Consider the following 19657-nt stretch of genomic DNA (forward strand, 5'->3'; position numbering starts at 1 on the left):
ACTTTTGTCATCTCTTATGTTCACAGATGTACTTCAGTGATTCTACGTCCCCTCCGTTGATTTTTGGTCATAGCCCGTGTCCCCCACCGCCTCTATTGGTCGGCGGGTATAAAGTTCAATACGAGACAGCAGAGACAGCCCGTGGACAGGCCGCCTCCCCATGACGCCCCGCCTTGACCGGTGCGCTCCCCTCCCCGCGTTGGTGGAAGGAGCCCGGTCGGCGCAGACGGAGCAAGGAGAAACAATGAAACTGGCATGGATTCTCTGGCTGTCGCAGCTCCTGCCGCAGCCGGCCGCCGACTCGCTGTGCCTGAGCACCACCGTGTACCTGGAAGCCCGCGACCAGAGCGCGCGCGGCCAGCAGGCGGTGGCCGAGGTGGCCCTGCGCCGTCGCGACAGCGGCCTGTGGGGCGACTCGATGTGCGACGTGGTCACCGCCCGCAAGCAGTTCGCCCCGACCATCGTCTCGCCCAATACCCGGCTGCGGAACATGGACGCCTGGAACCGCTCGATCGACGTCGCCCTGCGCGCCGAGCGCAACTGGGCCCTGCCGGTCGGCCAGCGCGAGGAGATCGTGCCCGGCGCCAGCCACTTCGCCGCCCACGCCATCGCCAGCCCGAGCTGGCGCAACGCCTACCAGGTGGCGACCATCGGCGACCACACGTTCTACCGGGTGCAGCGGCTCAAGCCGCGGGCCTGAGCCCTCCCTACCCACCCACGGCACGCCCCGGGCCCGCGATAATCGCGGGCCCGCGCGTTTCCGCGCCCCGCCCGTCCCGAGGACCCCGTATGAAGCTCTACACCAAGCCCGGCGCCTGCTCGACCGCCGTCCACATCGACCTGTGCTGGACCGGCCAGCCGTTCGAGCTGGAGGTCCTGGACGCGACCACGATGAAGGCCCCGGCCTACCTGGCGATCAACCCAGCCGGCGCGGTCCCGGCCCTGGTCGACGGCGACTTCGTGCTGACCCAGAACGCGGCCATCGTCGGCTACATCGCCGACCGCTTCCCCCAGGCCGGGCTGGCCGGCGACGGCAGTGCCCGCCAGCGCGCGGAGGCCAACCGCTGGCTGTCGTTCGTCAATTCCGACCTGCACCCGGCGTTCAAGCCGATCTTCGGCCCGGGCAACTACATCGGCGACGAGGCCCAGTTCGACGCGGTCAAGGCCGCCGCCCGCAAGCGCGTGCGCAGCCTGCTGGAAACCGCCGACGCCCGCCTGCAGGGCCGCGACTGGCTGGCCGGCTTCCGCAGCTACGCCGATCCCTACCTGTTCATCACCCTGCGCTGGGCCGGCCGCACCGGCGTGGACCTGGCCGGACTGGACGCCCTGGCGGCGTTCGCCGCGCGCATGGACGCCGACCCGGGCGTGCAGCAGGCGCTGAAGGCCGAAGGCCTGGCCTGAGCCGGCCTCAGGCCGGATCGGCCAGGGCCTGCTCCCACTGGCTGGCGAACGCCTCGCCCTTGCTCTTGGCCAGGGCCTGGCGCAGCTCGGGCAGCACCGCCTGCAGCGAGGCCGCATCGGTGCAGCGCTCGATCTTCAGCTGCAGGAAATAGCCGCGCAGGCCCAGGTGGGCACGGACGGCCTCGCTCATGCCGTCGTACAGGCGCACGTAGTGGCCGGCATCGCCGGAACCGGCGGCCGGCGCTGGCGTCTTCGCCGGTACGGCTGCCGGTGCCGCGGCGACGGCGACAGGCGCTGCCGGCGCCGGCACCGCGCCCGGGCGTGCGGCCTGGACCAGCCCGGCCACGTCCAGCCCCCTGTTCAGCGGCTCGATCAGGCCCTCGGCCAGCAACCGTTCCAAGGCGTCGGCCGGGGCCTTGACCCCGGCGGCCACCTCGCGCAGTTCGGCCAGCGTGCGCTGGCCGTCGGTCATCAGCAGGACGGTCCTCAGGGCCGGCGGCAGCTTGCGGCTGCGGTCGCGGATCTCGTCCCGTCCGGCCTCGGTCTTGCGGTAGATCCCCTCGCGCATCGTTTCCCCCCCAGGAAATGCGGCGGGGCCACGATATCACTCCCGCCGGTCGAGTGGCACGAAGGCCAGGTTCTCCGGGCCGGTGTAGTTGGCGCTGGGCCGGATGATCTTGCCGTCGATCCTCTGCTCGATCACGTGCGCGCTCCAGCCGGAGGTGCGGGCGATCACGAACAGCGGGGTGAACATGGCCGTGGGCACGCCCATCATGTGGTAGCTCACCGCGCTGAACCAGTCCAGGTTGGGGAACATCTTCTTGATGTCCCACATCACCGTCTCCAGGCGCTCGGCGATGTCGTACATCTTGCGGCTGGCCTGCTCGTCGGACAGCTCGCGCGCGACCTGCTTGATCACCTGGTTGCGCGGGTCGGACACCGTGTACACCGGGTGGCCGAAGCCGATCACCACTTCCTTGCGCTCGACCCGCGCCTTGATGTCGGCCTCGGCCTCGTCCGGATGGTCGTAGCGCTTCTGCACCTCGAACGCGACCTCGTTGGCGCCGCCGTGCTTGGGCCCGCGCAGCGCACCGATCGCCCCGGCGATGCAGCTGTGCATGTCGCTGCCGGTGCCGGCGATCACCCGCGCGGTGAAGGTGGAGGCGTTGAACTCGTGCTCGGCATACAGGATCAGCGAGGTGTGCATCGCCCGCACCCAGGACTGCCGCGGCGGCACGCCGTGCAGCAGGTGCAGGAAATGGCCGCCGATGGAGTCGGCCTCAGGTGCCATTTCGTCGATCGCGCGGCCGTTGTGGCTCCAGTGGTACCAGTACAGCAGCATCGAGCCGAGGCAGGCCATCAGCTTGTCGGCGATGTCGCGCGCGCCGGGATGGTTGTGGTCGTCCTTCTCCGGCGACACGCAGCCCAGCACCGATACGCCGGTGCGCATCACGTCCATCGGGTGCGCCGACGGCGGCAGCTCCTCCAGCGCGGCCTTGACCGCCGCGGGGATGCCGCGCAGCGACTTCAGCTTGGCCTTGTAGCCGGCCAGCTCGGCCGCGTTGGGCAGCTTGCCGTGGACCAGCAGGTGGGCGATCTCCTCGAACTCGCTGGTGGTGGCCAGGTCGAGGATGTCGTAGCCGCGGTAGTGCAGGTCGTTGCCTTGGCGGCCGACCGTGCACAGCGCGGTGTTGCCCGCGGCGGTGCCGGACAGGGCGACGGATTTCTTCGGCTTGAAGGTCGGGGTCGGGGTCTCGCTCATCGGAATGCTCCGGTTGCTGGTGCCTGGGCCTTCTAGGCGTATCTGGGAAGGCGTGCTATTTCTTCGCCGCGAACAGCGCGTCGAGCTTCGATTCGAAGGCGTGGTAGCCGATCCGGTCGTACAGCTCCTCGCGGGTCTGCATCGCATCGACCACCGCCTTCTGGTGGCCGTCGCGGCGGATGGCCGCGTATACGTTCTCGGCGGCCTTGTTGGCCGCGCGGAACGCCGACAAGGGGAACAACTGGATCGCCACCCCGGCCGAAGCCAGTTCTTCGCGCGAGAACAGCGGGGTCTTGCCGAACTCGGTGATGTTGGCCAGCACCGGCACCTTGACCGCGTCGACGAAGCGGCGATAGGTGTCCAGGTCGTAGGCGGCCTCGGCGAAGATGCCGTCGGCGCCGGCCTCCACGCAGGCGATGGCGCGCGCGATCGCCGCGTCCACGCCGTCGACCTGGATCGCATCGGTGCGCGCGATCAGGAAGAACTGCGCATCGGTCTTCGCATCGGCCGCCGCCTTCACCCGGTCCACCATCTCGCCCTGGGACACGATCTCCTTGCCCGGGCGGTGGCCGCAGCGCTTGGCCCCGACCTGGTCCTCAATGTGGCAGGCCGCCGCGCCGGCCTTGATCAGCGACTTGATCGTGCGTTCGATGTTGAACGCGCTCGGGCCGAAGCCGGTGTCGATGTCGACCAGCAACGGCAGCTCGCACACGTCGGTGATCCGCCGGGTATCGACCAGCACGTCCTCGAGCGTATTGATGCCCAGATCCGGCAGGCCCAGCGAGCCGGCGGCCACGCCGCCGCCCGACAGGTAGATGGCCTTGTAGCCGGCGCGCTGCGCCAGCAGGGCATGGTTGGCGTTGATCGCGCCGATCACCTGCAAGGGCGACTCGGCGGCCAGCGCGGCGCGGAACTTCGCGCCCGGGGAAGCGCTGGCGCCTGCGGAGTGGCTGGACATGTTCGGCTCCTCGGCCGGCTGGCCGGTTGGCGGGCGCGCGGGAGTGCACGCGGCACGGGCAATGTGTCACCCTGTCTCCGGTTGATCAATCTTGATGCGGACGATCAATATGTCCCTGGACGCCGACCTGATTCCCGCCTCCGAAGCCTGCCGGCTGCTGGGCATCAGCGCCGCCACCCTGTACGCCTACGTCAGCCGCGGCCTGCTGGAATCGCGCCCCGGCCGCGACCACCGCAGCCGCGTCTACCGCCGCCAGGACGTCGAACGCCTGGCCCAGCGCAAGCGCCTGGGCCGCGGCCCGGCCCGCGGCGCCGCGCAGAGCCTGGACCGCGGCCTGCCGGTGCTGGAGACCCGGATCTCCCTGATCCGTCACGATGGCCCGTACTACCGCGGCCGCTCGGCCGTGGCCGCGGTGCGCGCAGGCGCGACCCTGGAGGACATCGCCCGCCTGCTCTGGGACTGCGGCAGCCAGGACCCGTTCGCCGACCCGCCCGGCGACTGGCCCGCGCGCGTGGTCGCCCTGGCCACCGACACCGATCTGCCTCCGGTCGCCCGTGCCATGGCGGTCATCCCCCTGCTCGCGCTGCAGGTGCCCCACTCCTTCCAGGCCGACCAGGGCACGCGCCGTGCGCTGGCCGCCACCCTGCTGCGCCAGAACGCAGCACTGATGGTCGCCCGGCGCCCGGCCGGTCCGGTGCACCGCCTGCTGGCCGAGGCCTGGCGCCCCGGCGACGCCGCCTTCGCCGAACTGGTCCGCGCCGCCCTGGTCCTGTGCGCCGACCACGAACTCAACGTCTCGGCCTTCGCCGCCCGCGTGGTCGCCTCCACCGGCGCCCACCTGCACGCCACCGTCTGCGCCGGCCTGTCGGCCCTGTCCGGCCCCCGCCACGGCGGCGCCACCGCCCGCGTCTACGCCCTGCTCGAGGACGCCCGCCAGTCCAGCGACATCGACCGCCTGGTCGCCGGCCGCTGGACGCGCGGCGAAGACCTGCCCGGCTTCGGCCACGCCCTCTATCCCGACGGTGACCCGCGCGCGACCGAACTGCTGGCGATGCTGCGCGCAGCACGCGTCGAACCGGCGGCGTTGCCGCTGATCGAAGCGGTGATCGCCGCGGCCGAGTCGCACAGCGGCCGCCGGCCGAACGTGGACTTCGCCCTGGCCGCGATCTGCTACGCCTGCGGCCTGCCGGCGGAACCCGCGCTGGCGATGTTCGCCGCCGGGCGGCTGGCGGGGTGGCTGGCGCATGCGCTGGAGCAGCAGGCGCAGGGGAAGCTGATCCGGCCACGGGCGCGGTACGCGGGAGTGCAGCCGGAGAGTGGCGGCGGGGAGCCCCGGCCACCGGCGGCATGACTGCGACCAGGAGGCGGGTACCCCCCACGCTGCGAGCTATACACGTATAGGCATGGTGCCATTCCAATTTCGGGACACCCGAAAAATCCGCGTGGCCGCCACCTAGACTCGGGGCCGATCCCGCCTGCACGGCACTCCGAGACGATATCCATGACCTGGGCACCCCGCTTCCTGCACCATGCCCGCCGCGCCGCGCTGGCAACGGCCCTGCTGTGGCTGGCCTGCGCGCCGGCCAGCGCGCAGGACGATGCGATGACGCCGATCTCCATCCCGGCGCAGCCCGACGCCATCGAGCTGGGAACCGGGCCTTTGCCCGGCGCGACCGTGCCCGAGAGCTGGCACCGGCAGTACGGAAGCGTGTTCACCCGCAATGTCACCGTCGCCACGCTTACGCCCTTCCTTCCCGACCCGGCCAAGGCCACCGGCGCGGCGGTGATCGTCGCCCCCGGCGGCGGCTTCCGCTCGCTATCGATGCAGAACGAAGGCTGGGACGTGGCCCGCGCGCTGGCCGACCGTGGCGTGGCGGCCTTCGTGCTCAAGTACCGGCTGCACCAGACCCCGGCCGATCTGGACGGCTTCGCCCGCTCGATCCAGGAGATGTTCGCCGGACCGGTGCCTGCCCACCGGGTCGACCCGATGTCGAGCATCGCCACCCTGGGCCCGCAGATCGCCGATGCGCGCGCCGCCTTCGCCCTGGTCCGCGACCGCGCCGGCGAATGGCGCGTGGACCCGGACCGGATCGGCATGCTCGGTTTCTCCGCCGGCGCCATGCTCACCATCGCCACCACCCTGGCCGGCGAGGACGCCAGGCCGGCCTTCATCGGCGACATCTACGGCCCGCTGGCGCCGCTGGACGTACCGGCCGACGCGCCGCCGCTGTTCATCGCCATCGCCGCCGACGACGGCCTGTTCGCCGGCAGCGGCTTCGGCCTGGTCGAAAGCTGGCGCAAGGCCGGCCGCCCGGTCGAATTCCACTTCTACGAGCGCGGCGGGCACGGGTTCGGCATGTACCCGAAGCCGACCACCAGCACCGGCTGGTTCGATGCCTTCACCCGCTGGATGGCCATGCACGGGCTGATGGCGCCCAAGCCGCGCAGCGCAGCGGGGGCCGCACGATGAAGGCCCGCCATTGTCCCTCCCCGGCCCGGTCGCCGCGCGGCACACCCACGCGCGCGTGGCCGGCGGCGCTGGCGCCCACCCTGCTCGGCGCGCTGCTGGCCTGCCTGCCCGTGCCGCAGGCCCGGGCGCAGGCCGCGGAGGCCCCAGCCCCCGGATCCAACCCGCTGTTCCGCGACCGTTTCACCGCCGACCCGGCCCCGCTGGTGGTGGGCGAGCGCCTGTACCTGTATGTCGGCCACGACGAGGCGCAGCGCGACGAGATGTTCAACATGCGCGAGTGGCTGGTCTACTCCACGACCGACATGAAGACCTGGACCGACCACGGCCCGATCATGAAGGTCGCCGACTTCCGCTGGGCCAAGGCCGACGCCTGGGCTGCCCAGGCCATCCACAAGGACGGCAAGTACTGGTTCTATGCCGCGGTCGAGCATGACGGCACCCAGCCGGGCAAGGCCATCGCCGTGGCCGTGTCCGACTCGCCCACCGGCCCGTTCGTCGACGCCAAGGGCTCGGCCCTGGTCACCAACGCGATGACCCCCAAGGGCACCCACAGCTGGGAAGACATCGACCCGACCGTGTTCACCGACGATGACGGCACCACCTGGATCGCCTGGGGCAACCGCCAGTGCTACATCGCCCGGCTCAAGCCGAACATGATCGAGATCGACGGCCCGATCACCGAGATCACCCCGCCGCATTTCGAGGAAGGCCCGTGGCTGCACGAGCGCGACGGCATCTACTACCTGACCTACGCCTCGCTGGACCGCTCGCAGCATCGCGACGAGAAGGTGTCGTACGCGACCGCGCCCTCGATCCAGGGCCCCTGGACCTATCGCGGCGAGCTGACCGGCTCGGGCAAGTACAGCTTCACCATCCACCCCGGCATCGCCCGGTTCAAGGGCCAGTGGTACCTGTTCCTGCACAACGCCGCGCTGGCCGTCGGCGACCAGAGCGGCGCGATCGGCCGGCGCGCGGTCACCGTCGAGCATCTGCAGTACAACCCCGACGGGACCATGAAACCGGTGGTCCAGACCGAGGCGGGCGTATCGGTGCCGCCGCCGCGGTGAGGCCTGCGCCCAGGACTCGCCGCGTAAGCTTCCCCGATCCGCTCGAGCAAGGGGCTTGGGCCGTGTTCCAGGCCACCGTGCTCGCGCTGTTGCCCGAGCTTGGACATCTGGACCGCAGGCAGATCGCCAAGCTCACCGGCGTGGCGCCGATGAATCGCGACAGCGGACAGGGCCAGGGCAAGCGAAGGATCCGCGGCGGCCCCGCCCCGGTCCGCGTCGCGCTCTACATGGCCACGCTCTCGGCCGTGCGCTGGGATCCGATGATGAAGGCGCACTACCAACAGCTCAGGGCCCGCGGAAAGCTCGGCAAGGTGGCGCTGGTCGCGTGCATGCGGAAGCTGCTGGGGATCATCAATGCCAGGCGGCGCGACGAGCTGCGGAGCGTGGGTCTGGCGCTGGCTTGAGCGGCATGCTTCAAGACAGTTGCTGAACTAAGCCGACCCGCGAAGCGGGTTCGGCTTGAATGAATTGTTAGACCACAGAGTGCTGGTTAAAAGTGTGGCTGCAATCGCGCCGACCATAAATGCGGCGAGTGCGTTACCCGCGTAAGTCAGGCCGGAGGTGAGAGCAGTAGTGGCGATCACTGCAACGCAGAAGCTGGCGAGCGCGTTCAGTGCGTTAGCCCGCGTAATGAGCAGCGCAGAGGAGTGGATGATCAAAGCCGGCAGGAAAGCGCCTAGGCCGAACACTATGAGAGCGTCCCATAGAGTGACGGACCATCCAGCTGGCATGGCTATAGCGGCAGTGACGCCTATCGCCGGGACCGCCAGGCCGCCCGTGAAGACCCCGGAAAAAGTGCCTGCCAGTATGCTCTTGAGTAGACCTTCCATGATGCCTCTCCTGTGGTCTAACGCCGGAATTAAGCCGCGCCGCGAAGCGGCGTCGGCTTGAATGAACTGTTAGGCAGCGGGCCGATTGGCCTGCCACCCCTTGATTGCGCTCAATGATGCCGCCTCCAAGGCCGGGTCACCGCAGCGCGTGGAATACGTGCCTTGGCGGTACTGAATGGAGCGGGCCAGATCATCCGTGGCCTTGTGCCCAAGAGCATCAATCCGGGTCACCTCATCCGGCGTGAGGCGAAGGACGGCGGAAAAGCTGACAAAGGATTGGCTGCAGTTCACGTCAAGCACGTAGCCAATTCCATCTCGCAACAGGAACCATGCATGGGGCTCGTGATCTACAACGACCATTGATGTTGCTCCCGCGGCCTAACGCTTGAATTAAGCCGACTTGCGAAGCAAGTTCGGCTTGAATGAATTGTTAGGCGCGTACATAGAACCCCCACACGCCAGCTGAAAGCTCGCCTGCAGCGAACTGCACGGTCTTTGCGCCATCGCTGATCTCGTATTGCCACATCTTGTGAAGCTCTTGAGGGTGCGAAGGGTGCGGAAGCTCGATGGCGTCGCCCGAAATTCGTGACCAGCTATAAGACCATACGTTGAGTCCGCCAACGCGAAACGCTTGGCCGTCCATCGTGATCCCAACCTGCTGCCATTTGTGCATAGCGTCTAACGCCTGAGTTAAGCCGGCCCGCGAAGCGGGCTCGGCTTGAATGAATTGTTAGGCCCTTGTCGGCGGGACTAAAACCGCATCCAGTTCGGGCTCCAACTGTGCTAAGGGAAAAACAGTGCGCTCAATGCGTGCAGTTCTCTCCGCGCAGTTTACGCGCGCCTTGACCTCGGTCGGGCGGTGATCGCCCGGGTACTTCCGCAACACTAGTTGGACCTCTGCATCGGTATGCCAAGTGGCGGAATCAAGAGACCACCGGCCATCCAGCGGCGCCCAGATGACTTCGCTCCTTGAGCAATCAACTAGGCGAAACCGGTATACCCAGTGAGAGTTGCGCACTTCTACGGGCTCCGCCTCAACGGCGAAGCGGCCAGTAGATGACTTCGAGATTTCACGATGTGTCTGCACGGGCCTAACGCCGGAATTAAGCCGCGCCGCGAAGCGGCGTCGGCTTGAATGATTTGTTAGGCGCGCACGATACCCGCACCGACGGCCTGCAACTGAGTGATTGCCGGAAGAGCATTGGCAAGAGCTGGAGCGAACCGCGCAGGATCCTGCATGGCTGCACCTGCAAGGACCTGGAGCAGGTTGATGAACTCGTCCACGCTGATAGAAACCACATAGTTGTGGTCTGCGTAGGTGTTGAAGTCCCTGACACGACTTTGCTTGACCTGCAAAACAGCATCACCTTCACTCCAGGAAAACTTTGGGTCAGGAAAGTGCGCCTCCCTTGAGCCGTAGTTTGCACCGGAGCCGTGCCTAGATATCTTCATAACTTTCCCATCCAAAGACGCAACTCGACATGCCTGCCTAACGCCTGAGTTAAGCCGACCCGCGAAGCGGGTTCGGCTTGAACGAATTGTTAGGCACTTCTTGCGATGGTTCGTAACGATCCGCCGTAAGAGCCGAAGAGGACTTCCTCCTCCGCTTCTTCCTCAACGTTGTCGAAGATTGTGTAATGCTTGAAACCAAGTTCACCCGCTAGGCGAATGATGTAGTCACGGGTTTCATTTGGAAGGTATTGGGACACCGCCACAGCGCGTTGGTCCGGCGCCTTGAGACCGCTAAACGTGGAGTAGCCAACCACTCCCAATTGGGCAAGACGGCTCCCGATTGCGTCCCGGTCCTGCAGGAACTCATTCACTCCAATCTTGATGTTCTTCAGCGCCGATGAGTCCGAGTCGGTCGACGTAATCTGCAACGGCGGCAAGCGTGATTCGATCTCCGCGATCCGCTGCGCGATGATTGCAATTCGCGCATCGTCTTTTGTAACAACAATTCGCTCGTTGGTTTTGCTGCTCAAGTATGTAGCGTAGTAAGAGTCCTCTTGCATCTCCGGACGGAACTTTGTCTGGAGTAGGAAAACAGCCAAGAGAAACAATGGGACATTAAAAATTGCAGCGACTACGAGAGCTCTCATCTCCCAAGAGTCTGTAGGCATCCGCGAGGCGGCGATTAGAAAGCAAGAGTCAATGGCAAGCAGGCCAGCAAGCCATGCACCTAGAAGCTGGATTGGTTTTGTGATTTTTTCTGGCTTTACAGCATCACTCACAACAAGTCCCCTGAAGTGCCTAACGCTTGAGTTAAGCCGTGCCGCGAAGCGGCATCGGCTTGAATGAATTGTTAGGTGCCACCCGACGCCTCCGAGAGGACCGGTTGAATGGACCTAAACTCCGGTGTGGCCTGATGATGCCACGGGAACAGGCCAGCCTGGGAAGGCCACACAACCTGGTAGAGCGGGAAAGAACTGCCTTGGTAGTACCACCGGCAAAACCCGACGTGGTCGTGGTACTGCGTGAGCGGAACCTCAACAAAGCAGCAGGAATAGTTGTTGAGCAAAGCGTCTGTGGGACGTGTCAGGTCAAGCGGAGTACCGGCTCTGGCCGCGTCCGCCGCAATGGTTAGGATTTGATGCGCGATCTCAGACCTGAGGCCGAAGATGATGAGTTCGGGATGGCCGAAGCTTTGGAACAAGCCCACGGTAAAGGAGTACGGAGGTAGCTCACCGTCAGCCATGATGTTGACGCAGTGCCAGCCATAGTCGGCAATGTCATCAATGACCTTTTGCTCGCTCTTGTCGTCGCCTGAAGTGCGAACCATCTCTAGTGGCACCTAACGCTTGAGTTAAGCCGCGCCGCGGAGCGGCGTCGGCTTGAATGACTGGTTAGGCCGCGCCTAGAAGCACGCGCCAGCCCAAGAACACCCGACAAAGATAACAACACACAACGCCGATGTAAGAGCAAAGCCCGAATATAGGATCGATAGCATGAAGCGAGCCGACCGCGTGAACTGCATGTTGCGATAGATTCCGACTACGCCAAGTAGAGGCGAGGCCAGCAGCGCCAGAAGAACTAACCCCTCCAAGCGCGCGCCGTAGAGACGGTTGAACTGAGGCAATACAAGAACTGCGGCAACCAATAGAAGTGGGCAGGCAAGAAGCCATCCAGTCAGCGAGAGTCTTCTTGAGATCGTGGCAGTGCCCATAAGCGGCCTAACGCCTGAATTAAGCCGACCCGCGAAGCGGGTTCGGCTTGAATGAATTGTTAGGCGGCACTCGCATGCTAGTCATAGATAAAGCTACCGAACTTGAACAAGACGGATTTGCCACGGAAGACGCCAAAAAAGTTGTCGGTGTTCTTGGGGCAATAGACGTGACGCACGTGATCTCCCGGCCCAGTGAGTGCAATTGCCTCGGTCCATTCAGGTGAGGCTGCCAGATCGGGAGCGCCAAGCCTACGGGCAAAGTCTAGTGTCTCATCGCGGCTCAGTGGCACGGAAACCTCACAGCCGGCAAGTCCAATCTCTCGCGAGAATTTCCTTGGCTCCAACTCAGGTTTGACCGATTGGTGAGCGCAGCCGCTAGCGAGCAGCGAAATGAGTAGAGCCAGTCTGAAAAGTCGGAGTTCGAATCCTGAAGTGCGGAAGTCCATGCTGTGCCGCCTAACACCTATTCGATGAAATTATGACGCATATCCCATACACATAAGCCCACGCAAACCTCCACTCGCCACCCGTCCGCTCAAATGCCGCACGCTCCCGGGTGGACGTTGGTGCGTAATCCATGTGCCTAATCCCGCCGCTTCCCTGGCGCGTGAAGGCCACGCTACAGCCCTACCCCGCCACTTTCAACGCTGAGCCTGGCCTTCGCAGCTCGAAGTGCCGGGCACGGGGCGTTCCGCATCGGCGACGACATTCAACGCACCGGCCACGAGGCTGCCGGGCTCCGGCGCCGCCCTTTTCCGCCCCGACGGCGCTGCTGCAATGCAGCGGCGCCGGGGCTTCCTGCTTCGCCGTCGATGCGCGTTTGCATCGACGTCGGACCTTTTTGCTCCGATCACATGGCTCCCCAGCCACGGCCCCGGGGCTTTTCCGCCCCGCATTCCAGGCTCATGGCGCCGCCCTTGGGGCTTCCCAGCATGCAATCGGAATTTTCCTATACGCCGCTGGGCATTTTCCCGGTGGCCGCTCCCCGCATGTCGCGCCAGCGTGTGCGCGCCGGCACTCCGGCCGGCGCCATCGACAAGGAAGCCTGTTGCCATGAGCCAGAACCTGATCGACCTGAATTTCTCCGCCGAAAGCCTGGCCGCGATCGACGCGGCATTGGCGACGCTGGAAGCCGAGCTGGCACCGCTGAAGGGGCTGGACCCGGGCCAGCGCCGCGACCTGACCAAGATCGGCGACAAGTCCGAGGCGTTCTGCCGGCAGGCGGTGACGGCCTTCTCCGAGCATGCGCAGGTGCTGCCGCGCAATTTCGACCTGGACGCCTACCGCGGCGACCTGGCCGCGCTCGATGCGCTGCGTCCGCGGCTGCGGCGCGTGGGCCGGCTGCAGGAGCTGATGGAGCACACGGAGATGGCGCTGGGCAGCGACCTGATGACCGCTTCGCTGGAAGGCTATGCGGTGCTGAAGGTGTCGGGTCGCAGTGCGGGCCTGGACGGGCTGCGGCAGGCGCTGTCGGCGCGCTTCCGCAGCCGGCGCGGCGAGCCGGCGGCAGCGCCGCCGGCGGAGGCGACGGCGCCGGCCTGATCGGCGCGGGTGCGTGAAGTCGTGGAGGATGCCCCGGCCCCGCCGGGGCATTCTTTTTTGTGCCTGCGCCGGAGCGATGGCGCTACGCCCCCGCGTCCGCGCCCCGCTCCAGCGCGCGCCTCACTTCCTCCAGCGCGTTCGGGTCGTCCAGGGTCGACAGGTCGCCCGGATCGCGCTGCTCGGCCAGCGCCTGCAAGGAGCGCCGCAACAGCTTGCCCGAGCGGGTCTTCGGCAATGCGTTGACCACGTACACGCGCGAGGGCCGCGCCACCGCGCCCAGCTGTTCGCTCACGGTGCGCATCATCTGCGCCGCCGCTTCGGCCGCGTCGCCGTCGCTGCGCTTGAGGGTGGCGAACACCACCGGCACCTGGCCCTTGATCGCGTCTTGCACGCCGATCACCGCGGCCTCGGCCACGGCCGGGTGGCTGGACACCGACTCCTCGATCTCGCGGGTACCCAGGCGGTGGCCGGCGACGTTGATCACGTCGTCGGTGCGGCCGAGGATGAAGGTGTAGCCGTCGGCATCGCGGATCGCCCAGTCCAGCGAGCTGTACAGCTGTTCCTTGAAGTGGCTGAAGTAGCTGGCGATGAAACGCTCGTCGTTGCCCCACACCGTGCTCAGGCAGCCCGGCGGCAACGGCGGCTGGATCGCCAGCACGCCCTTCTGCCCGGGGCCGACGTCCTGGCCGCTGTTCTCGTCGATCACCCGCAGCCGGTAGCCAGGCGCCGGCAGGCCGGGCGAGCCGAGCTTGACCGGCTTCATCTCCACGCCCGGCATCAGGGTCAGTACCGGCCAGCCGGTCTCGGTCTGCCAGTAGTTGTCGATCACGGTCTTGCCCAGGGCGGTCGTGATCCAGTCCGCGGTGGGCTCGTCCAAAGGCTCGCCGGCCAGGAACAGGTACTGCAGCTGCGACAGGTCGCAGCTGCGCAGCCACTGCGGGTCCTGCTTCTTGAGTACGCGCACGGCGGTGGGCGAGGAGAACATGGTGCGCACGCCGTACTTCTCGCAGATCCGCCACCAGATGCCGGGGTCGGGCGAGGTCGGCAGGCCTTCGTAGAGGATCGAGGTGGCGCCGGCGATCAGCGGGCCGTAGACGTTGTAGGAATGGCCCACCACCCAGCCGATGTCGGAGGTGGAGAACATCACCTGGCCCGGGCGGATGTCGTAGATCGCCCACATCGACAGGGCCAGGGCCACGGCATAGCCGCCGACGTCGCGCTGCACGCCCTTGGGTTTGCCGGTGGTGCCGGAGGTGTAGAGGATGTAGCTGGGTTCGTTGGATTCCAGCCATTCCACCGGCACTTCGGCGTCGGCGTGCTGCGCGGCCAGCGGGCCGTATTCCAGGTCGCGGCCGGGCTGCAGCGGCAGGTCGGCCGCCAGCCCGCGGTTGACCACCAGCACGTGCGCCGGCGGGTGCTGGGCGCGCGCCAGGGCCTGGTCCACCAGCGGCTTGAACGGGATCACCTTGCCGCCGCGGATGCCGGCGTCGGCGCAGACCAGCACCCGGGGCTTGGCATCGTCGATGCGCAGGGCCAGGTTGTGCGCGGCGAAGCCGCCGAACACCACCGAGTGGATCGCGCCGATCCGGGCGCAGGCGAGCATCGCGATGGCCGCCTCGACCGTGTGCGGCATGTAGATCACCACCCGCTCGCCCTTGCCCACGCCCAGCGAGCGCAGCACCGCGGCGAACACGTTCACTTCGCGGTGCAGCTGGCGGTAGCTCAGCTCGCGCACCTGGCCGGTTTCCGAGGACCAGCCCACCAGCGCCAGCTGTTCGCCGCGCGCGTCCAGGTGGCGGTCCACGGCGTTGTGGCACAGGTTGGTGGTGCCGCCGGCGAACCAGCGCCGGAACGGAGGCGTGTCGTATTCCAGGATCGCCTGCGGCGGGGTGTGCCAGTCGATGGCCTTGGCGGCGTCGGCCCAGAACGCTTCCGGCTGTTCGATCGAACGCCGGTGGAAGTCTTCGTAACGCATCTGCCTGCCCTCCCGGTAGGTAGGCCGAAGGCTAGACCCGGGCGGGACGGGCGGCGTTAAGACCTTGGTCGAAAAACCGTGGCCTGGAACGGCAAACGCCGGGTTTCCCCGGCGTTGCGCTTCGCGAAAGGTTGATCGGGGTCGTCAATGCGGCCGCCCCCTGTAGGAGCCGGTCTTGCCGGCGACCGCCATATTGGACGCGTTTGCGTGAAACCGGTTGCCTGCGATGCGTCCGCGATGGCGGTCGCCGGCAAGACCGGCTCCTACAACGGCGGCGCGTCCTTCACGTAGCGGTCGAACCAGGCCAGCATCTCGGCGACGAAATGCTCGTTGGATTCGCGCGCGGTGTACCAGTGCGGCTCGAACGGCAGCATCACCAGGCGGGTGGTGCCGCCGTTGCCGCGGATGGCCTGGAACAGGCGCGGCGACTGGGTCGATTCGGTGCCGGGATTGGCGTCGTCGCTGCCGTGCACGATCAGCAGCGGCTCGTCGATCTTGTCGGCGTGGAAGAACGCCGAGGCCTGGTCGTAGACCTTGGGCGCGGCCCAGAACGAACGCCGCTCGTTCTGGAAGCCGAACGGGGTCAGGGTCTTGTTGTAGCCGCCGCTGGAGGCCACGCCGGCGCGGAACAGGTCGGTATGCGCCAGCAGGTTGGCGGTCATCAGCGCGCCGTGGCTGTGGCCGGTGACGCCGATCCGTTCGCGGTCGACCACGCCCAGCTCCACCGCCTTGTCCACCGCCGCCTCGGCGTCGGCGACCAGCTGCTCCAGGTAGGTGTCGTAGGCGTTCTTCGGGTCACCGACGATCGGGAACGAGGCGTTGTCGATGATCGCGTAGCCGGCCAGCAGCAGCAGGCGGTAGTTGGCCAGGCGGGTGAAGGTCTGCTCCGAGCCGCTGATCTGGCCGGCCTTGGACGGATCGGCGTAGTCGGCCGGATAGGCGTACAGGATCGCCGGCACGCGCGTGCCCTCCTGGTAGCCGGGCGGGGTGTACAGGGTGAACGACAGGTCCACGCCGTCCTTGCGCGTGTAGGTCACCAGTCGCTTCTTCACTCCGCGCACCAGCGGCGTGGGATCGGGGAAGCGGGTCAGCGCGGCGGGCGTGGAGGCCATGGCGGCCTCGCCCTCGGCCGCTTCGGCCACCGCTTCGCCGAGGCGGCGCAGGTAGAGGTTCGGCGGATCCAGCGGCGACTGGTGCCAGGTCAGCAGCCGCGAGGTGTCGCCGGCGGCGAAGCCGACGAAGCTCTCGTAGGCGTCGGACGCGCTGCGGAACAGCCGGGTGGTCGCGCCGCTGGCGATCTCGTAGCGGTCCAGGAACGGGCGGTCGCCCTGTGGGGAGGCGCCGCCGCCGCTCAGGAACAGCGCGCCGCCCTCCTCGCGCAGCACCCAGGCGCCGTTGGCCAGGCGGCGGTACTGCGGGTTGCCCGGATCGGCGTACAGCTCGTCGGTGGACAGGTCCCACAGCACGCGGCCGGGCTGGCCGGGACGGTCCACGTCCACCAGGGTGGTGGTCTGCCAGTTGCGGTTGGCGTCGTACTCGTAGGTCAGCGCGCGGCCGCCGTCGGCGAACCAGGCGATGCCGGCGTAGCGCTGCTTCAGCCGCGCGACCTCGCGCGGCTTGGCGGTGAACGGCGCGGCCAGGCTCATCAGCCGGTCGCGGGCGGGCACCTCGGCCTTCCAGTCGCCGCCGTCCAGGGCCTCGGCCCAGACCAGGGTGGCCGGCTGGTTGGCGCGCCAGCCGTGGCTGCGCGGGCCGGTCGGCACGCCGCGCACCGGCACCCGGTCGGCGACCGGCAGCTGCGCCAGCGGGCGCGCCTTGCCGTCGGCCAGATCCAGCACGGCCAGGTCGTGGGCGAAGCGGTTCCAGGTGGTGACGTAGGAATACGGGCGCTTGAGCGTCTGCACCAGCACGTGGCGACCGTCGGGCGCGGCATCGACCTCGCCGATCACCGCCGCCTGCCCGACCGCGGCGACCCGGCCGCTGGCCACGTCCACGGTCGCCAGCTGGGCGGTGGCGTAGTGGTCGAACAGCGCCTCGTCCTCGGGGCCGGACAGGGTGTCGCGCGCCTCGTAGGTGCTTGACTCGCCCTTGCCGGCGATCGCCTCCTTGATCTCCGGCCCCGGTGGCACCGCGGCCTTCTGCGGCGCCGGCCCCAGGCCCTGCGGCACCTGCTTGACCAGCAGCGCCTGGCCCGCGCCCAGCCACTGCACCTCGCTGCCGAGGATGGTGTTGAGCCGCACGCCCTCGATCCGGCGTACGGTGCCGCTGGCGACCTCGCCCACCCACAGTTCCACCCCAGCATCGGTGGTGTTGTCGAAGGCGAAGCGCTGGCCGTCCGGCGACCAGGCCGGCATCCCCGGGCAGGCGCCGGCCGGCAGCGCCACCGGGATCTGCGCGCCGCTGGCCAGGTCGAGCAGGCTGAAGCCCTCCAGGCAGGTGCGGATGCCGTAGCCGCTGGAGCGGTCATGGCGGCTGTGGTTGCGCGGCTCGACCCGCACGCCGGCCAGCTTCAGGTAGGGCTCGGCCACCCGCTCGACCGGCGGGTACAGCGACTGCTGCACCAGCAGGGCGCGGGTGCCGGTGGGGTCGATCGCCGGGGTCGGGTTGAGCGGCGTGCGCATCACCCCCAGCAGCGGTTCGGGCGGCTGCAGGTAACCACCATCGGCGGCCAGCGCGGGCAAGGCGAGCGCCCCGCCCAGGAGTACCGCCATCGCCAAGGGTCGCCGTGTCGCGTGCATGCCTTTCCCCGCAGAGCTGAAGTCACGGGAACGTAACACGTGAAAACACCGCGTTTGCAGGCCCTGGGCGCACATGTGCCATCGGTCATGGCCATGCGCCTCCGAGGCGAAGGCAAAAAAGAGGGCGGCTTCAGCCGCCCTCTCATTCACGCATCCGACCTGTGCCGGATCAGAGCAGGTGCGCCACGCCGGCGCGCTCTTCTTCCAGCTCGGCCAGGGTCTTGTCGATCGCGGCCTGGCTGAAGGCGTCGACCGGCAGGTCCTTGACCCGGGTGTAGGTGCCGTTCTCGGTGGTCACCGCGACGCCGAAGATCACGCCCTCCGGAATGCCGTAGGAACCGTCCGACGGAATGCCCATCGTCACCCACTTGCCGTTGCTGCCCAGCACCCAGTCGCGCACGTGGTCGATGGCGGCGTTGGCGGCCGAGGCGGCCGAGGACAGGCCGCGGGCCTCGATGATCGCCGCGCCGCGCTTGCCCACCTTCGGAATGAACTCGTTGGCGTTCCAGTCGGCGTCGTTGATCTTGTCCTTCAGCGACACGCCATTGGCGGTGGCGAAGCGGTAGTCCGGGTACATGGTCGGGCTGTGGTTGCCCCACACCACCAGCTTCTCGATCTCGCCCACGGCCACGCCGGCCTTGGCGGCCAGCTGGCTCAGCGCGCGGTTGTGGTCCAGGCGCAGCATGGCGGTGAAGTTCTCCGGCTTGAGGTCCGGCGCCGACTTCATCGCGATGTAGGCGTTGGTGTTGGCCGGGTTGCCGACCACCAGCACCTTCACGTCGCGCGAGGCGACCTTGTTCAGGGCCGCGCCCTGGGCGGTGAAGATCTTCGCGTTCTCCAGCAGCAGGTCCTTGCGCTCCATGCCCGGGCCGCGCGGGCGCGCGCCGACCAGCAGGGCGACGTCGGCGTCCTTGAACGCCACTTCCGGGTCGTCGGTGCCGACGATGCCGGCCAGCAGCGGGAACGCGCAGTCCTCCAGCTCCATGATCACGCCCTTGAGCGCGGCCTGGGCCTTCTCCATCGGCAGCTCCAGCAGCTGCAGGATCACGGGCTGGTCCTTGCCCAGCATCTCGCCGGAGGCGATGCGGAACAGCAGGGCGTAGCCGATCTGGCCGGCGGCGCCGGTCACGGCTACTCGAACGGGGGTCTTCATCGGTGGAGGGTCCTTCGGTGGGGTGTTGCGGAGCGGAAAGGATGCGTGGCGGGCGCTGGCTTCGGGCTCGCGGCGCCGCGCAGGTTAATAGACGTCGTAGCCCAGCGGACTCAGCCTTTGGTCCAAGGCGGCGGTGTCGTAGCCGCGGACCACGGCCTGGCCGATCACGGTCACCGGCACGCCGCGGGCGCCCAGCGCGCGCATGGCGCGGTCGCCGTCCTCGGCGTCGATGTCCAGCACCTGGTAGCGCACGCCGGCGCGCTCGAAGTCGCCCTGCTGCTTGCGGCAGTAGCCGCACCATTCGGCGGCCAGCATCACGATGCCCTGTTCGCCGGTGAGCAGGCGCGGGTCGTCCGGTTGCAGCCCCGGGGCGCGGGTCTTCGTCCATGCGGCGTACAGCCCGCCGGCAAGGCCGAGGATCAACAGGAAGCCGAGGATGCGCATGGGTCCGTCGTCGCAGGGCCGGTCGTCGAGGCCGGCGATTTTATCACGCGGGTCCCGGCCGGCCGGGAATGCTGGCAGGTGAAACGGTCTGGATTCGCGGGCCCCGCGGCCCCCGTGCGCGCAGGCACCGGGGGCCGGGATAGGTCCGTGCGGA

18 protein-coding genes and 1 pseudogene are annotated in these 19657 nt (G+C 67.7%); 7 read left to right on the forward strand and 12 right to left on the reverse strand.

Annotated features, from left to right (window positions below):
- Window positions 1-244 precede the first annotated feature (244 nt).
- Together CSC62_RS14625 and CSC62_RS14630 are read left to right on the forward strand one after the other, a co-directional pair.
- Complete coding sequence (locus CSC62_RS14625; RefSeq protein WP_162407425.1) at window positions 245-700, forward strand: cell wall hydrolase; 456 nt, start codon at window positions 245-247, stop codon at window positions 698-700.
- A gap of 89 nt (window positions 701-789) precedes the next feature.
- The gene (locus CSC62_RS14630) at window positions 790-1401 is read left to right on the forward strand and encodes a glutathione S-transferase family protein (RefSeq protein ID WP_162407426.1); all 612 of its coding nucleotides are present in this window, start codon (window positions 790-792) and stop codon (window positions 1399-1401) included.
- 7 nt (window positions 1402-1408) lie between these two features.
- Here CSC62_RS14630 and CSC62_RS14635 read toward each other — a convergent pair whose 3' ends face one another.
- From CSC62_RS14635 to prpB, 3 genes are read right to left on the reverse strand one after another with little or no spacing between them, the layout of a single operon-like run.
- Window positions 1409-1969, reverse strand: a complete 561-nt coding sequence (locus tag CSC62_RS14635; protein ID WP_162407427.1) for a hypothetical protein — start codon at window positions 1967-1969, stop codon at window positions 1409-1411.
- Window positions 1970-2005: 36 nt separating this feature from the next.
- Window positions 2006-3163: a bifunctional 2-methylcitrate synthase/citrate synthase gene (gene prpC, locus CSC62_RS14640; protein WP_162407428.1), complete on the reverse strand. Its 1158-nt coding sequence runs from the start codon at window positions 3161-3163 to the stop codon at window positions 2006-2008.
- 55 nt (window positions 3164-3218) lie between these two features.
- A complete protein-coding gene (gene prpB / locus CSC62_RS14645) occupies window positions 3219-4121 on the reverse strand; it encodes a methylisocitrate lyase (protein WP_162407429.1) in 903 nt (300 codons plus the stop codon).
- 109 nt (window positions 4122-4230) lie between these two features.
- Here prpB and CSC62_RS14650 point away from each other — a divergent pair, with 109 nt between their 5' ends.
- The 4 genes and pseudogenes from CSC62_RS14650 to CSC62_RS14665 all read left to right on the forward strand — a co-directional run.
- Complete coding sequence (locus tag CSC62_RS14650) at window positions 4231-5472, forward strand: citrate synthase family protein (protein WP_162407430.1); 1242 nt, start codon at window positions 4231-4233, stop codon at window positions 5470-5472.
- A gap of 150 nt (window positions 5473-5622) precedes the next feature.
- Window positions 5623-6591: an alpha/beta hydrolase gene (locus CSC62_RS14655; RefSeq protein WP_162407431.1), complete on the forward strand. Its 969-nt coding sequence runs from the start codon at window positions 5623-5625 to the stop codon at window positions 6589-6591.
- Window positions 6588-7658 carry a glycoside hydrolase family 43 protein gene (locus CSC62_RS14660; protein WP_162407432.1) on the forward strand — a complete coding sequence of 357 codons (1071 nt, stop codon included), beginning with the start codon at window positions 6588-6590 and terminating at the stop codon, window positions 7656-7658. Before CSC62_RS14655 ends, CSC62_RS14660 begins: the two co-directional genes overlap by 4 nt.
- 80 nt (window positions 7659-7738) lie before the next feature.
- A pseudogene (locus CSC62_RS14665) lies at window positions 7739-8062 on the forward strand (transposase); the annotation flags it as partial.
- A 27-nt stretch (window positions 8063-8089) separates the two neighbouring features.
- Here the strand turns inward: CSC62_RS14665 and CSC62_RS14670 are convergent.
- From CSC62_RS14670 to CSC62_RS14690, 5 genes are all read right to left on the reverse strand, one after another.
- Window positions 8090-8488 carry a hypothetical protein gene (locus CSC62_RS14670; RefSeq protein ID WP_162407434.1) on the reverse strand — a complete coding sequence of 133 codons (399 nt, stop codon included), beginning with the start codon at window positions 8486-8488 and terminating at the stop codon, window positions 8090-8092.
- Window positions 8489-8557: 69 nt separating this feature from the next.
- Complete coding sequence (locus CSC62_RS14675) at window positions 8558-8788, reverse strand: hypothetical protein (RefSeq protein ID WP_162407435.1); 231 nt, start codon at window positions 8786-8788, stop codon at window positions 8558-8560.
- 843 nt (window positions 8789-9631) lie between these two features.
- Window positions 9632-9940 (reverse strand): hypothetical protein, encoded by a 309-nt coding sequence (locus CSC62_RS14680; protein WP_162407436.1) that lies wholly within the window; start codon window positions 9938-9940, stop codon window positions 9632-9634.
- 89 nt (window positions 9941-10029) lie between these two features.
- Complete coding sequence (locus tag CSC62_RS14685; protein ID WP_162407437.1) at window positions 10030-10470, reverse strand: hypothetical protein; 441 nt, start codon at window positions 10468-10470, stop codon at window positions 10030-10032.
- 320 nt (window positions 10471-10790) lie between these two features.
- Window positions 10791-11267, reverse strand: coding sequence for a DUF4262 domain-containing protein (locus tag CSC62_RS14690; protein ID WP_162407438.1), 477 nt, complete (start codon window positions 11265-11267; stop codon window positions 10791-10793).
- A 1437-nt stretch (window positions 11268-12704) separates the two neighbouring features.
- Here CSC62_RS14690 and CSC62_RS14695 point away from each other — a divergent pair.
- The gene (locus CSC62_RS14695) at window positions 12705-13193 is read left to right on the forward strand and encodes a hypothetical protein (RefSeq protein WP_162407439.1); all 489 of its coding nucleotides are present in this window, start codon (window positions 12705-12707) and stop codon (window positions 13191-13193) included.
- 82 nt (window positions 13194-13275) lie between these two features.
- Here the strand turns inward: CSC62_RS14695 and prpE are convergent, their stop codons facing one another.
- The 4 genes from prpE to CSC62_RS14715 form a co-directional block, all read right to left on the reverse strand.
- Window positions 13276-15168 carry a propionate--CoA ligase gene (prpE, locus tag CSC62_RS14700; protein ID WP_162407440.1) on the reverse strand — a complete coding sequence of 631 codons (1893 nt, stop codon included), beginning with the start codon at window positions 15166-15168 and terminating at the stop codon, window positions 13276-13278.
- 263 nt (window positions 15169-15431) lie between these two features.
- Window positions 15432-17906, reverse strand: coding sequence for a S9 family peptidase (locus tag CSC62_RS14705; protein WP_162407441.1), 2475 nt, complete (start codon window positions 17904-17906; stop codon window positions 15432-15434).
- Between the two features lie 169 nt (window positions 17907-18075).
- Window positions 18076-19059 carry a malate dehydrogenase gene (locus tag CSC62_RS14710; protein ID WP_162407442.1) on the reverse strand — a complete coding sequence of 328 codons (984 nt, stop codon included), beginning with the start codon at window positions 19057-19059 and terminating at the stop codon, window positions 18076-18078.
- Window positions 19060-19143: 84 nt separating this feature from the next.
- On the reverse strand, window positions 19144-19503 hold the full coding sequence (locus CSC62_RS14715; RefSeq protein WP_162407443.1) for a glutaredoxin family protein: 360 nt from the start codon (window positions 19501-19503) through the stop codon (window positions 19144-19146).
- Window positions 19504-19657: the final 154 nt, after the last annotated feature.

This window comes from Pseudoxanthomonas jiangsuensis (assembly GCF_010093185.1).
In the GTDB taxonomy this organism is placed as follows: domain Bacteria; phylum Pseudomonadota; class Gammaproteobacteria; order Xanthomonadales; family Xanthomonadaceae; genus Pseudoxanthomonas; species Pseudoxanthomonas jiangsuensis.

Bases quoted from the DNA above. Each gene is read 5' to 3' on its own strand.
- CSC62_RS14625 (WP_162407425.1), top strand. From the start codon at position 245: ATGAAACTGGCATGGATTCTCTGGCTGTCGCAGCTCCTGCCGCAGCCG.
- CSC62_RS14630 (WP_162407426.1), top strand. From the start codon at position 790: ATGAAGCTCTACACCAAGCCCGGCGCCTGCTCGACCGCCGTCCACATC.
- CSC62_RS14635 (WP_162407427.1), bottom strand. From the start codon at position 1,969: ATGCGCGAGGGGATCTACCGCAAGACCGAGGCCGGACGGGACGAGATC.
- prpC (WP_162407428.1), bottom strand. From the start codon at position 3,163: ATGAGCGAGACCCCGACCCCGACCTTCAAGCCGAAGAAATCCGTCGCC.
- prpB (WP_162407429.1), bottom strand. From the start codon at position 4,121: ATGTCCAGCCACTCCGCAGGCGCCAGCGCTTCCCCGGGCGCGAAGTTC.
- CSC62_RS14650 (WP_162407430.1), top strand. From the start codon at position 4,231: ATGTCCCTGGACGCCGACCTGATTCCCGCCTCCGAAGCCTGCCGGCTG.
- CSC62_RS14655 (WP_162407431.1), top strand. From the start codon at position 5,623: ATGACCTGGGCACCCCGCTTCCTGCACCATGCCCGCCGCGCCGCGCTG.
- CSC62_RS14660 (WP_162407432.1), top strand. From the start codon at position 6,588: ATGAAGGCCCGCCATTGTCCCTCCCCGGCCCGGTCGCCGCGCGGCACA.
- CSC62_RS14670 (WP_162407434.1), bottom strand. From the start codon at position 8,488: ATGGAAGGTCTACTCAAGAGCATACTGGCAGGCACTTTTTCCGGGGTC.
- CSC62_RS14680 (WP_162407436.1), bottom strand. From the start codon at position 9,940: ATGAAGATATCTAGGCACGGCTCCGGTGCAAACTACGGCTCAAGGGAG.
- CSC62_RS14690 (WP_162407438.1), bottom strand. From the start codon at position 11,267: ATGGTTCGCACTTCAGGCGACGACAAGAGCGAGCAAAAGGTCATTGAT.
- CSC62_RS14695 (WP_162407439.1), top strand. From the start codon at position 12,705: ATGAGCCAGAACCTGATCGACCTGAATTTCTCCGCCGAAAGCCTGGCC.
- prpE (WP_162407440.1), bottom strand. From the start codon at position 15,168: ATGCGTTACGAAGACTTCCACCGGCGTTCGATCGAACAGCCGGAAGCG.
- CSC62_RS14705 (WP_162407441.1), bottom strand. From the start codon at position 17,906: ATGCACGCGACACGGCGACCCTTGGCGATGGCGGTACTCCTGGGCGGG.
- CSC62_RS14710 (WP_162407442.1), bottom strand. From the start codon at position 19,059: ATGAAGACCCCCGTTCGAGTAGCCGTGACCGGCGCCGCCGGCCAGATC.
- CSC62_RS14715 (WP_162407443.1), bottom strand. From the start codon at position 19,503: ATGCGCATCCTCGGCTTCCTGTTGATCCTCGGCCTTGCCGGCGGGCTG.